Raw genomic sequence first — 13,721 nt, forward strand, 5'->3', positions numbered from 1 at the left:
TTCTGACGTGACAGCCTCCGGCTGACGTCGGCGGCGTAGGTGCCCAGTCTCCGGCGGCGGCTCGCTGCCAATTGACAGCGGTGGTGATGTCGATGCCGAGGGTGCGGGCGAGGAGCGCAGTGGGCAGTTCGGTGGCTCGATGTCCGTCAGAGCCTGCGCTCCGGAGGGATGACGTACCGGGCGTACATCAGCTCGTGCAGCACGTCGTCGCCGCCTTCCACGATGGAGACGTAGCGCATGTCGTCGGCCAGCCGTCCGATGGGGGAGTCGTGCGTGTAGCCGAGGCCGCCGAACATCTCCGTGCCGAGGCCGGCGATCTGCCGGCCTGCCTGGCCGCAGAAGAGTTTGCCGGCGATTGCGGATTTCAGGCTGCCGGCTCGCAGCAGTGCGGTGGCGCCGTCAGCGGACGAGGCCAGTGCGTCGTACTCGCGGGCGGCGCTCAGGCACTGGTTGCGCATGACCGTGATCGTCGTCTCGATCCGGGCGAGTTTGGCCGCGAACACCGGGTGTGTCTCCAACGGTGCGCCCTTGATGTGCTTGTCGGCGGCGTAGTCGAGGCAGAGATCGCGGATGCGGCGGGCCATGCCGACCGCGGATGCGGCCATGAGGATCCGGCTGGTGTTCAGGCCGACTTCGAGCACCCGCAGCCCGTTGCCGTCCAGCACGTTCTCCCGAGGCACCCGGCAGTCCCGCAGGTTCACTTGGTATGTGGCGGAAGTGCGCAGCCCGAGCAGGTCCCAGCGTTTGACGATGTGCACGCCGGGGGTGTCGCGCGGAACGGCGATGGCGAGATGCTCTTGGTTCTCGTCGACGGCGGTGACGACCAGCAGGTCGGCGAACTCGGCGTTGGTGGAGAAGAACTTCTCGCCGGTGAGGGACAGGCCGTCCCCCCGCCGGGTTGCGAGGGTGGCGGTGCGGAGCAGTTCGCTGCCCGCTTGCTGTTCGCTGGCGGCCGTCGCGCAGTAGCCACCGCGCAGCGCGAGCGGTTCGAGGAACCTTCGGCGCAGGGCGGCGGATCCGTAGAGGTCGACCATGGTGGTGCCCAGGATCGAGATGAACAAGGTGAAGGCGGTGCCCGCGTCGCCGTAGGCCAGCTCCGAGACGATGTCCACGCTGTCCTCCAGGGACACGCCCAGGCCGCCGCAGTCCGGGGGGAGCCACCAGTTCGCCATGCCGTCCTGGTGGAATTGCCGCTGAACCGGTGTGGGCACCGGCGGCAGGGCGTTGTCGTGGTGCTCCCGTGCCGTTTCCTGGTCCCGGACCTGTGCGGCCGCGACCGCGCGCACGTGGTCGAGCAGTTCGGAGCGCTTCATGTCGAGCAGTTCGGAGCGCTTCATGGGGTCTTCGTCCTCGTGGCCGGGGCGCGGCGGCTTCCGATGCCGGTGACTGGAGCGGGGCGCACGCCGTCGCCGATCATGGTCTTGAGCAGGCAGTCCAGGAAGGCGGCAGACGCGTCGGGTGGGTCGATTCCCTCGCTCTTGAGCACGTGCCATGTCTCGTCGGACCGCACGTCGGGAGCGCTGCGCGCGGTGTCGGTGGTGAGGGTGTAGCGGTAGACGTCGCTCAGCGTGATCATCTCCCGTGCGGCGGGATGGTCGGCGTGCGCGTCGAGCAGCTGCCACCACCGGTCGACCGGGAGTGGATCGAGGTGGTGTCCCGCGCGCCGGGCGGCGTCGAACAGGTCGGCCAGGGCCAGTGGTCGGGGCCTGACGAGGTGGAACGTGCGGTCCGCCGATTCCGGCAGGCCGACGAGCCGCACGACGGCGCGGGCGACGGTGTCGGCGGTGTCGAAGGGAAGGGTGGCGTCGGTCCGCGGCGCCGCGCGCAGGGCGATGACGGCGCCTAGCAGCGGTACCAGAAGGTCGGAGTCGAAGGCGGTGCCGGTGTGTCCGTCGGCGGTGATGACGCCGGGGCGCAAGATGGTCACCCGGGCACCGCGGGCTGCCGCGGCCCGCAGCTCCCGCTCGGCCGCGGCTTTGCTGCGGGGATAGCCCAGCGGACCGGCGGTCGCGGGACTTGCCTCGGTGTGTTCGTCGACGACATGGTGGCCGGCGGCGCGCGCGCCGAGCAAGGTGCCGAGCGTGGAGACGTAGCTCAGATGTGGCGGCCGTCCGGTGAGCGCCGCGGCCCGCTCGGCGAAGGCGATGAGGGCGCGGGTGCCTCCGAGGTTGACGGGGGCCAACTGCTCATAGTCGGCGGCGAGGTTGACGGTCGCCGCGCAGTGCACGATGAGGCCGGTGGTCTCGGCGAGCGCGTCGTAGGAGCGCGTGGCCAGCCCGAGCCGGGAGCCGGCGAGGTCGCCCGGTACGGCGACCACCCGGCCACGGTAAATCTCCTCGGGCAGGCCGGTGCCGCGCAGCTTGGCGGCGAGCCGCGCCGACGCGGAGGCGGTGTCGGCCGCACGGACGAGGCAGTGGACGGTGGCGGCGGTGTCGGCAAGCAGTCGCGCGCAGATCCTGTTGCCGAGGCTGCCGGTCGCTCCGGTGAGCAGGACCGCGTGGGGGAGGCGGGTCCTCGCGCGCGTCATGCGGTCGTCCTCGGTGTACCGGCGGCCAGTTCGGCGGCGATGCCGCGCAGGCTGCCGGAACTCATCAGCCGGGAGACCTGGGCGTCGATGCCGAGGTCCTTCCGTAGTCCGGCGCGTAGTTCGGTGGCCATCAGGGAGTCGAGACCGAGCCGGTTCATGGGCCGTGAGGTGTCGATCTGGTCGGCGCGCAGTCCGAGGATGCGGCCCAACCGGTTCTTCATGTACTCGACCACCTCCGCAGGATCGCGCTGCGCCGCGGTGTCCGGTGCCGATGGCGTGGTCGGAGCCGGCTGTGGGCCGGTGGGGGGCTCGGCCGCTTCCCGGTGTGCAGCAGGCTTTGTGGTGGCGTGCCGTTCGGTCCTGTGCGGAGCCGGCACGGAAGGGGTACGGGGGGTGGCCGGGGCGGTGGTCGGCCGTGCCGCTCGAAGGGGCGGAGTACGGCGCGGTGCGCGGAGCGCGTGGGAGCCGGGGCGGGTGGTGTCCGGCTCGACGGCCAGGTCGGTGAGGATCGGATTCCGGGCGTCTTCCCGGTAGCCGGCGAGATAGCGGCCCCAGTCGGCCGGAGGATACACCACGTGGTGGCCGGGCGCGGTCAGGTAGGTGGAGAACAGTCCGGGTGCGTCGTCGGGCGCGATGGCGCCCATGCCCCGCGGCCGTACGTCGTGCCCCTCTTGCGCGGTCAGCCGGGCGGCGAGGCCGACCTCGTCCCAGTAGCCCCAGTTGACGACGGTGGTGGGCATCCCCTGGGCGAGACGGTAGGTGGCCAAAGCGTCGGTGAACGCGTTGGCGGCGGCGTACGCGCCCAGGTGGTGCCCGAGGGCGAGGCCGCCGAGCACGGAGGCGACGGAGGAGAAGAGGGTGAAGAACTCCAGTGGCTCGTCGGCGAGAGTCCGGTGCAGGGCCCAGCCACCGGCGACCTTCGCCTGGAACGTCTCCCTGAGCTCGTGGGCGGTCAGCTCCGACACCGGCCCGGTGGAGAGGGCGGCCGCCGAGTGGACGACGCCGGCGACCGGCGGGATCCCGTCTCGTCCACGCCGGTCGAGAAGGGCGGTGAGCGCCTCCGCGTCGGCCGCGTCAACGACCGCGTACTCGATGCGGGTGCGCGTGGCACGCAGGTCTTCCAGCAGCCGGGCGCGGGGGTCGTCCGCGGCCAGTTCGGACTCGTCCGTGCGTCCGGTCAGCAGCAGGTGGCCCGCGCCCTGCGAGGCCAGCCACCGGGACACCAGTCCGCCGACGCCGCTGAGTCCGCCGGTGACCAGGTAGCTCGCGTCGGAGCGGATCCGTGCGGGAGCCGGGTGACGGGGGGATCCGGGGGTGGGGAAGGAGAGCACGACCTTGCCGGTGTGACCGGCGCGGGCGAGCAGGGAGAAGGCATCAGCGGCGTCTTCCACGGGGATGACGCGAGGAGACGGAGGTGTGAGCTGACCCCGCTGCACGAGGTCGGTCACCGTGTGGATCAGGTCGGCCAGGCGCTCCCGGTCACGCTCGTAGAGATCGGCGAAATCGACCGGAAGGTAGCAGCGGCCTGCCGCGAACACCCCCATGGGCAGGGGACGGTTGTCGGCGATGTCGTTGACGGCCAGGTCGATATAGCGTCCGAAGGGGTTCAACAGCGAGAAGTTGGCCTCGACGGCCTCGCCGACCAGAGTGTTGAGGATGACGTCGACGCCGCCGTTGTCGGGATCCCGTGGGTCACGGAACTCCTGGGCGAACCGGGTGGACCGGGAGTCGCCGACGTTCTCCACCCCCATTTGTTCCAGAAGCCGGCGCTTGGCAGGGGTGCCCGCAGTGGCGTAGACGGTGGCGCCACACATGCGGGCGACGTCGATCGCAGCGAGCCCCACGCCGCCGGTGGCCGAGTGGATGAGGACGCGCTCCCCGGGGGCGAGACGTGCCCGGTCGACCAGCGCGTAGTACGCGGTGGCGTGTGCGGCGGGCAAGGCGGCGGCCTCGGCCGGGGTGAGGTGCGGCGGCCTGCGCCGCACGAGGGCCGCCGGGGCGATGACATGGCTGCGCAGCGCCGGATGGACGAAGGCAAGCACCGGGTCGCCGACCGCGAGCCCCGTCACGCCGTCGCCGAGCGCCGTCACGATGCCCGCGCACTCGCAGCCCAGTTTGGGCGTTCCGCCCGTGTGAGTGCGGTCGGTGCCCGTCAGCGCGAGGACATCGTGGAAGTTGAGACCGGCGTGCGACACCTCGATCTCGACCTCGCCGGTTCCGGGTTCCTCCCGCACCAGATCGCGCAGCACGAGCGAGCCGATCCCGCCGTCGCCGTACAGCTCCCGGGCAGGGGTGCCGGGCGGCTGCGCCGGGTCCGGGGCCAGCCGGGGAGCGAGGACGTCCGCCCCTCGTAGGGCGATCCGGTTCTCCGCCACGTCGGCCAGCACTACCCGGGCCAGCTGGGCGCTGTCGTCCACCACGGCTTCGGCGGGGTCCAGATCCACCAGGGTCAGGCGCAGCGCCGGGTTCTCCCGGCCGGCCACCAGACCAAGACCCCACAAGGCGGCACGCCAGGGAACGGCCGCCGACGCGTGGGCGCCCGCCGGGGTGTCCTGGGTGCCCCGGGTGACGACGTACAGCCGGGCGGTCTCCCCGTCGGCCGCCTCCGCGGGGGTGGAAAGCGTGCGCACCAGGGTGCTCAGCGCGGCACAGCCGTGTACCGCCGCCTCTTGGATCTGTCGCGGTGAAGCGTCTTTGGCGTCCACGGCTGCGACGGGCGAGGTCCACAGGACGATCACACCGTCGAGCGGGGTGTCCTCGGCGGCTTCGAGCAGGAGGGCCTGGACGGCGGAGTCGGAGTCGGGCACCTCGGCGACCTGCGTGACGGTGCCGCCGGAACGCGCCAGCGAGCGGGCCAGCCGTCGCCCGAGCGGCCCGTCCGCACCGAGCAACAGCCAGTTGCCGCCGCCCTGTCGACTCGTGGAGCCGGGGAGCCGGGCAGGCTGCCACGACACGGTCTGCGCCCACTGTGTGTAGTCGGCGGACGGTTCGGGAGCGGTGTCGTTCTCCTGGCGCGGGGTGGTGGTATTGCCGACCGGGGCCGCGGAGGCGAGTGCGACCGACCGAACGCCCGTCAACTCCATGACGATGTTTCCCTCCTCATCGCTGACCGTCACGTCCGCGGTCAGTCCGTCACCGTCGAGCTCGGCGAGCCGGACGTGTGACCACAGATGGCCGCTCTCCGGCAGGTCACCAGTCCACAGCCGGTCGATTCCGGCCAGCACGAATCCCCGCCTGCCGGCCCGGTCGGCGTGGGCGACGAGCGCCGCCACAGGCTGGAGGCAGGCGTCCAGGAGTACCGGGTGGACGCGGTGCCGGTCGGCCGGTGGTACGGCGACGCGGGCGAGGCACTCGGCGGCTCCGAGCCAGGCTTCCCGTACGCCGGTGAAGGCGCCCTCCCAGGTGTTCCCGCTGCCGGAGTACCGACGGTAGAACTCGGTGCCGGACAGCCCGGTGCACCGCTCGCGGACGGTGTTCGGGTCCTCGGCGGGGGTGGGTTCCCGGGCGCAGGAGACCGCGGTGGCGGTTGCGGTGGCGTGCCGGGTCCAGTTCCGCGAGGCGGCGGATCGGCTCTCCACGGTGAGCGTGCCGGGTCCGGGGCAGGGGGCTTCGTCACGCACCACCCGCAGCCTGAGCCCCAGGTCCCCGTCCAGGGGCAGCGCCTCGGTGAAGTCGATGCCGGTCAGCTCACGGGAGGGAGCGGCCTCATGCAGCAGCAATTCCACGAAGCCCGTACCGGGCATCATCGCGGTCCGCCCCACCCGGTGGCCGAGCAGGTACGAGGCTTCGCCCGCCGGGTCCAGCGGGTCACTCAGCAGCGGATGCGCCGGCTCCTGCCGGGCCGCGCCGATCTCCGGCCAGCGGTAGCCCGGAGCCTGGTACCAGTGGCGTTCGCGCTGCCAGGGGTAGCGCGGCAGCGGCACCGACCGGTCGGCGGCGCCGTGCACAGCGGTCCAGTCGACGTCGGCCCCGGCCTCGTACAACCGGCCCAAAGACCGGTACAGCGAGAGCAGTTCGGGCTCCTCGCGCCACAGTGACCCCAGGACCAGATCGTGTTCGCCGACACTGGCGTCGAGGGCCGGGGTGAGCAGCGGGTGGGGAGAGATTTGGAGGAAGACCGTGGGGCCCGTCCCGATCGCGGCCCTCACCGCGGGTTCCAGACGCACCGTCTCGCGCAGATTGCGCCACCAGTACGCGCCGTCCAGCGTGGTTCCCTCGGTCTCGGCGGCGGTGACGGTGGACAGGAAGGGAATCCCGGTCGCGGTCGGGGCCAGATCGTCGAGGGCGTCGAGCAGGGGACGGCGCACCGGGTCGATCTGGGCGCTGTGGGCCGCGTACGAGACCTGGACCGGCCGGCAGGCCAGGCCGCGCTCCTCGCAGCCGCGCGCCAAGCGGTCGATGTCTTCCTGCGAACCGGAGAGGACGGTGGCGGCCCGGCTCTCCTCGACCGCGACCGAGGCATGCACGTCCAGCTCCGTGAGGAGTGAGCCGACCTCCCGCGTGCCGGCGCCTACCCAGGCCATCGCACCGGCGGGCGCCAGCTTCTCGATGAGCTCAGCCCGGACGCAACTCAGCCGCCCTGCCTCCGCGAGCCCGAGCGCCCCGGCGCAGTACGCCGCGGCGATCTCACCCTGGCTCTGGCCGATCACGGCCGCGGGCCTGATCCCCCAGGACCGCCAGTGATCGGACAGCGCCACGCTCACCGCCCACAGTGCGGGCTGTACCAGGGAGGTGCGCTGGTGCCACGCGACATCGTCGCCGCGCAGCGCGTCCATCAGCGACCAGCCGGTGTGCTCGGCGATGATCTCGCCGCACTGATCCAGAGTGGACCGGAAGGCCTCGCTCCGGTCCATGAGTTCACGCCCCATGCCCAGCCACTGCGAGCCCTGCCCCGGGAACACGAAGATCACCTTCGGACTTCCCTCGGGCGCGGCAGGCAGCCGGCCGGCCGCGGCGTCCTGGGCCCCGCGTGCCAACCCCTCGGCCATCTCGTCGGCGGTCCCGGCGACGAACGCCAGCCTTCGCTCCCAGTGAGTACGGCTGTGCGCTGCCGTCGAGCACACCTCACGTACGTACTGCTCCCCACGCCCCCCGGACGCCAACTCACCGTATTTTGAGGCAAGTTCGGACAGTGCGGCCCCGCTCCGCGCGGACAAGGGCAGCAGCATCGGCCGCCGATCCGCCGCTGTCGCCGCGGTTTTCGGCGTTCTCGAAGCCGTCGGCTCCGGGGCGGAGGCGAGCACGAGATGCACGTTCGTTCCGGTTGCACCGAAGCTGTTGACGCCGGCCAGCAACGGCTCATCCCGCGGCGGCAGATCGACCGTGTCCGCAGGAACGGTCAGCCTTCCGCTGCTCCAGTCCACCTCTGGATTCGGCGTCAACAGATGCGGGTTGCCGGGGAACCGGCGGTGCTCCATGCACAGCACGGCCTTGATGAGCCCGGTGACCCCGGCCGCCGCCTCCGTATGGCCGATGTTCGTCTTCACCGATCCCACCAGGCACGGGGACGACCTCGCCGCCGGTACCGCCATCACGTCGCCGAGCGCACGCAGTTCGACCCGGTCTCCGAGAGGGGTACCGGTACCGTGCGCCTCGACGAAGTCCACATCGGCCGGTTCCACGCCCGCCATCCGCAGTGCCCGCCGCACCACAGCCACCTGAGCCGCATGGCTCGGCGCGGCCAGTCCGTTGCCCGTGAAAGCGTTGTTGTTGACGGCGTCACCCAGGATCACCGCACGGACCCGGTCACCGGCGGCGAGCGCGGCCTCCAGTGGCTTGAGCAGGACCAGGCCCACGGCCTCGCTCCGGACGAATCCATTGGCCGAGGCATCGGCGAACTTACAGCTGCCGTCCGGCGACAGGCTCCCGGCCCAGCCGAAGGTGAGGTGCATGTGCGGGGTGAGGATGAGGTTCACACCGCCGGCGAGCGCCGCGTCGCACTCGCCCGCCCGCAGACTCTGGCACGCGAGGTGAACGGCGAGCAGTGACGAGGAGCAGGCCGAATCCACCGACAGCGAAGGCCCGTCCAGGCCGAAGGCGTAGGAGAGCTTCCCCGAATAGGCTGCCCGGGCCGTCCCCAGCTCCGAGTAGATGTCCAGCGAGTCCAGATCCGGCACATGCCGTAACCAGTAGTCCCCGGAGATATTGCCGATGAACACCCCTGTGGGCGCGGTCGCGAGCCGATCCCGGGGAATGCCGGCATCTTCCAGGACCTCGTGTGCCGTCTCCAGGAGCAGCCGCAACTGTGGGTCGGTGCGTGCCGCCTCGCGTGGGGACATGTCGAAGAAGCGGTTGTCGAACACATCGATCCCGGTCAGGAATCCGCCGCGGTCGGTGGGGATACGGCCAGGGGTGCGGGGCTCCCGTGCGTGCAGTTCATGCATCCACGCCCTTTCCGCCGGAGCCGTGGCGACCGTCTCCCGTCGCTCGTCCAACAGGCGCCACAACTCGTCGGTGCCACTCGCCCCGGGAAAGCGGCCGCTCATCCCCACGATGGCAATGGCGCTACGCGGCTGGTCGTGGTGCATGCCCGATCATTCCTCCTGGTACGTGAGGGTGGCTGAGGCCGTGGGTGGTACGGCGTTCACTCGACGGCGTTTCAGGATGTGGTCCCCATGACGGTGGTTGGCTCTCAACCCGGCGGGCCACGGAGCCCGCAGCAGCGCGAGCGCGAGGCCTCCGAACGGCTCGCACAGGACGTGGCGACCACTGCGGCGCGCGTGAACGGGATCCGGTCCGCCCGGGAGGCCGGCTTCAGGCCGACGAGCAACCGCTCCCCGGAGCTGCCTCCGGCCCGTCCCACGGCGAAGCCGGCGCTGTCTGGATCAGCTGCGTCGTCACCTGCCCGCAGGTAGTGGAATCGCCGGCGAGGCTGGTCTGTGCTGATGTAGCCATCGTCGTCCGCCCTCGCTCGCAACAGGCTCCTCGGAACGGTCCTCCTCCTGCGGTCCATGTCTGCACTCGGCGGTCCCATGGCAAACTCACCGTTCGCGAAGCGGCGTAGGCCGGCGCCCCGAATGGCCGGAAGTAGACGGCGCTACCCGTAGCCGTACCCGTATCCGTATCCAAGAGGAGCACGCACGTGGGCGCGCTGTCGCCAACTCTCAGTTGCAGGCAAGCCCTTCGACCACGTTGAGCTCCACGGCGTACCGGGGAGCCGTTGCTGCTGCACGGAAGACGTCACCGTCGTTGCAGGTCGCGCCGCTCTTCCCCACGGAAGAACCAGGGACCCATCCGAACCGAAGGCACGCAGCAGCCACTTCTGTTCGGAATTCTCAGGGCAGGGTCTTCGGTGCACGGCCGTCCGGATGGGGGAGGGGTTCACCTGGCGGGCCGTCGGCGGCGAAGGCCGAGGACCACCATGGGGGGACGAGCAGGTCGTGCACCATTTCGTCGACGAGGGCGATCTGCTTCGGGGATAAATAGTCGCGGAAGCCGCCGACGATCCCCCGCCGGGTTTTGTAGCTCTCAGTGTCGTGGGCGGCCGTCGGGCGGAGCTTGTCGGTGCCCAGCGCGTCGGTGGCTTCCATGGAGCGCATGGCGTCAAAGCCGGCGAACTCGACGGCGCGGGAGAGGACCGCGGCGTCCGCGGCCTGCGGGAGTCCGCAGAAGCGCAGGATGCGGCCGAGTTCACCGGTGGTGTCCGCGCTGAGCCGCTCGTACGACGTGAGCAGGAACGACGTGGGAATGTGCTGTTCGGCGTACCAGATGTTCCAGAAGGCGAGGCAGGTGCGCACGCTGCCGACCTCCTCGGTCAGGAACCGGCCGAGCGTGCCGACGTATCGGTCGGACTCCCGCCGGGTGCGCTGGAAGTAGTGCGACACGGTGGTGTCCCGGATGTCGCGGAGCAGGAAGACGACCTTGCGGTCCCGGTAGAAGCCCTTGTCCGTGGAGAGTTGCCCGGGTGAGCGCAGGCCCACGCGGTCGTCGTGCCAAAAGACGATCCGCGGCACCCGTGGATCGGCCGCACTGAATGCGGTGAGGTCGAGGTCGCGTGCCACAGTCATGGGGATCGCATGGGCATCCGAGACGGCCTTGGCCATCAGCACACGCAGCCAGGTGCGGCCGCACTTCGGGAACGAGATGACGTAGACGTCGCCGTGCGCGTCGACCGTCTTTCGGGCACTGCCCGGCGCGGGAGGGGGATTCGGGGGCGTCACAGCCGCACATCGTGTCCGGTGTGGGCCCCGGCGCGGCAGGCGCGGAGGGCTGGTATCGGGAGCACGACGGGCGCACAGGGGCGCACTGCGCCCGGTTCGACGGCGGGGAACCGGACAGTTGCCTGGTTGCCGTATGCGTGCGCGGTGGCCCGTTTCCTACGCCCCAGGCGTCCCAGACACCACGCGACCATCGCCCGGACCCACCCGCAGCGGTCGGTACAGGTGGGTCTTGTGGGTCGCTCCCTCTCCTGCCAATCGGACGACGGCGGTCAAGAGGGCATCCACGGACGACCGGATCGCAGCAAGCGGCCGTCCGACGGCCGAGACGCCGGATTCCGCGTCATGGCGCTCGGGTAGCTGGCTCGCGGCGGCAAGGAGGCCGTCGAACTCCCTGAACGCACGATGAGATGAGGTCTGCGATGGAGCACGAGGAGATCGAGCAGGTCACGGAGGAACTGCCCGAATACGCCCTGATGATCGACATCCCGAGCGAGGACTGAGAACCGGTCCGCCCTGCTCGGGCAGCGCACCAAGCGCTCATCGGACGTGGGCGGCCCGCATACAGCAGGCCGCTCTACGCCGTCCCGATATTTCCCCGCCCACCCGCATACGGCCGAACCGTGGAGATCAACGTTGCGTGTGACACCCGATCCGGCGGCGGCGAGCCGCGACGAGGACGCCGTGTGGCGGACGGTCGAAGCCGCGTTGGGGGCCGCCGGGCCGGTGCCCCGCCACCCCGCCGTCATGCGCGCCGGGCAGCGGGCACAGCGCCTGGAGCGCGAGGGGCGCCCGAAGGACGCGCTCGACGCGGCCTCGCTGCGCCGGTTGATTCCAGCGCCTCGGACGGCCGGCCCGCAGTGGCCGGTGGACTTACCGAGTGATCAGCCGCATCTCGCCGAGGCGGTCGCGCGGGCGCTCGCCGCCGTCCCCCCGCGCGGGGACGGCCCCGATGGGGCGCACGACGGAGCCGCGGCGCGGCGGTCATGGGTGCACGCGTGGCGACCCGAACAGGAGGCGGTCTTCGCCGAGGCCGTCGCACGGCTGGCGTCGCTCTGGCCGCAGATGATGGCGGAGCTGCGCACCGGGGTGACCCAGATTGCGCTGCTGGAGGGAGGGGCGATCGACGGGTTCACCGATTTCGCCGTGCACGGCGCGATCTTTGTCCACGCACGTCGGCTCGGCGACCGACGCGACGGCCTGCCCGGCTGGATCCGCATGGCTGACGCGCTTGTGCATGAGGGGACCCACACCCGGTGCAATGCCGCCTCGCTCAGCACACCCTTCGTGGCCGGCTCCGCGGCTGCCGCCCAGTCGGTGATGACACCGCTCCGTGCCGACCCTCGGCCCTTCACGGGGTTGTTCCAGCAGATGGTGGTGCTCGTACGGCAGGTGATGCTGTATCGGAGGCTGCTGGAGGGGCACAAGGGGAGCGGTGCCGTAGCGTCGCCGGCGCGCTGCGCGCCCCCGGACGGCGTGCCGTCGGCATGCGGGGCGTCACCGGACGACCCGCCGTCGGCCTACGAGGCGGTGCGCGCCCGCCTGGTGCATCTCGTCGGCGCCGCCCACCAGGCGACCGGCACCTTGCGCCGGCATCGAGCCGCCCTGACCGGCCACGGCTACGACGTGCTCGTGGCGGCCGAGGCGTACCTGCGGGGCGAGGAAGAGCGTGTCGGGCGGCTGTCGGCCGCCTCGGTCCCCGACCGGGGGCCGGGGCCCTCGGCGGACCGGGCGGACGAGGGCCGCATATGACCGCCACGTCACCGGCCGGTGGTCGTACGAACCCGGCGACCCGTGACTGGGTTCCCGAGGTCTTTTCCCCGTACCTCCACAGCCCCGATACCGTCTTCGCCCGGGTGGCCGCCCGTTCCCGCGTCTTCGCGGCAACCAGCGCGACCGGCGGCAGCCCCGTCCTGGTGGGCAGCGCGGCCGGCGGACCGGCCGACGGCACCGCCGTACGGGCGAGGGGAGAGCTGCTGGAGCGGATGGGGAACGTGCTCACCGGGCGTGCCGCGGAGCGGGCCGCCGACGGTGCCGCGGAGCAAGGAGCCGTGCGCCTGGTACGGCGCTGTTCGTACGACGAGCTGCGCCGCCGGGGCGTACCGGCGCTCGACCCGGCGGTGTGGACGCCGGACACGCCCATCGAGGCACGCCAGGCACGCCAACTGTGGTGCACAGGACGTTCGTTGCTCGACGACCGCACGGTATGGGTACCCGCCGGGGCCGCCTTCCTGCACCACCGTCCGCCCGTCGGATGTACGGCCACCGTCCGCGCCGGATCGACCGGTGTCGCCGCTCATCCGCGGTGGCAGTCGGCGGTGGACCACGCCGCCTGGGAGATTCTGGAGCGCGAACTGATACGGCGCAGCTGGTGTGATCCGCTGCGGCATCCGCCCGAACGCACTGACGCGCTGCCCCGTCTCCCCGACCGGCTGCGAAACCTGCTCACCCGCGAGGGCCTGCACGCCACCGCGCTGCTACCGCCCGCGCCCGCCGGGACGGCCGCCGTCGTGGTCTGCCTGCACGCCGCCGACGGCCGGCACCAGAGCTTCGGTGCCCGCTGTGGGGCGACGGCGGACGGACCGGCGCTCGCCAAGGCGGCCGACGAGGCGCTGATGGTCCGCTGGAGCATGGGCGTACCGGCGGCGGAACGGGCTCGCTCGACGCTCGACCGCACCGGCGTGCCACGCACCGGCCTCGAACACGCGCTGTGGGCGTACCGCCGTCAGGACTCGCTGCGGTGGTGGCTGAGCGGCACCGCCCCGGGCACCGTGTCCGACGGGAACGCCACCCGACCGAGCTCCCCGGTGGCCGAACTCGCTCGCTACACCGGCCTGGACGTCGTCGCCGTCGAGTGCTCCACGGGACCCGCCCGCGACGAGGTCACCGTGGTGCGGCTGGTGGCCCCCGGCGCCCGGCCACTGCCGGCGCGCGCTGTGGCGAACGTGCCACCGCACCCCTTCGGCTGAGAGCAGCCAGAAATCCGCCTCCTTCCCTCCACTCCCTCCTGCCGACGCCGCCCCCCCCCGCGATCCCGG

6 protein-coding genes are annotated in these 13,721 nt (G+C 71.6%); 2 read left to right on the forward strand and 4 right to left on the reverse strand.

All coding sequences use genetic code 11. The annotated features are described in order from the left end of the window. Positions 1 to 146: 146 nt before the first annotated feature. From AC5677_RS37405 to AC5677_RS37420, 4 genes are all read right to left on the reverse strand, one after another. Positions 147 to 1,337 carry an acyl-CoA dehydrogenase family protein gene (locus tag AC5677_RS37405; RefSeq protein ID WP_497192337.1) on the reverse strand — a complete coding sequence of 397 codons (1,191 nt, stop codon included), beginning with the start codon at positions 1,335 to 1,337 and terminating at the stop codon, positions 147 to 149. Continuing rightward, positions 1,334 to 2,527, reverse strand: a complete 1,194-nt coding sequence (locus AC5677_RS37410; protein WP_497192338.1) for an SDR family oxidoreductase — start codon at positions 2,525 to 2,527, stop codon at positions 1,334 to 1,336. The genes AC5677_RS37405 and AC5677_RS37410 overlap by 4 nt, the downstream gene beginning before the upstream one ends. Then, positions 2,524 to 9,054, reverse strand: a complete 6,531-nt coding sequence (locus AC5677_RS37415) for a type I polyketide synthase (protein WP_497192339.1) — start codon at positions 9,052 to 9,054, stop codon at positions 2,524 to 2,526. The genes AC5677_RS37410 and AC5677_RS37415 overlap by 4 nt, the downstream gene beginning before the upstream one ends. A gap of 747 nt (positions 9,055 to 9,801) precedes the next feature. Beyond that, on the reverse strand, positions 9,802 to 10,686 hold the full coding sequence (locus AC5677_RS37420) for a sulfotransferase domain-containing protein (protein ID WP_497192340.1): 885 nt from the start codon (positions 10,684 to 10,686) through the stop codon (positions 9,802 to 9,804). A gap of 639 nt (positions 10,687 to 11,325) precedes the next feature. On the opposite strand from AC5677_RS37420, the gene AC5677_RS37425 reads away from it, so the two are divergent. After that, positions 11,326 to 12,435 (forward strand): aKG-HExxH-type peptide beta-hydroxylase, encoded by a 1,110-nt coding sequence (locus AC5677_RS37425; RefSeq protein ID WP_497196900.1) that lies wholly within the window; start codon positions 11,326 to 11,328, stop codon positions 12,433 to 12,435. Beyond that, complete coding sequence (locus tag AC5677_RS37430; RefSeq protein WP_497192341.1) at positions 12,432 to 13,652, forward strand: YcaO-like family protein; 1,221 nt, start codon at positions 12,432 to 12,434, stop codon at positions 13,650 to 13,652. Before AC5677_RS37425 ends, AC5677_RS37430 begins: the two co-directional genes overlap by 4 nt. Positions 13,653 to 13,721 lie beyond the last annotated feature (69 nt).

This window comes from Streptomyces sp. JLSY215 (assembly GCF_059682825.1).

What these genes read in the sequence shown, in the direction of transcription:
- AC5677_RS37405 (WP_497192337.1), bottom strand. Translation starts at nt 1,337, where the DNA reads ATGAAGCGCTCCGAACTGCTCGACATGAAGCGCTCCGAACTGCTCGAC.
- AC5677_RS37410 (WP_497192338.1), bottom strand. Translation starts at nt 2,527, where the DNA reads ATGACGCGCGCGAGGACCCGCCTCCCCCACGCGGTCCTGCTCACCGGA.
- AC5677_RS37415 (WP_497192339.1), bottom strand. Translation starts at nt 9,054, where the DNA reads ATGCACCACGACCAGCCGCGTAGCGCCATTGCCATCGTGGGGATGAGC.
- AC5677_RS37430 (WP_497192341.1), top strand. Translation starts at nt 12,432, where the DNA reads ATGACCGCCACGTCACCGGCCGGTGGTCGTACGAACCCGGCGACCCGT.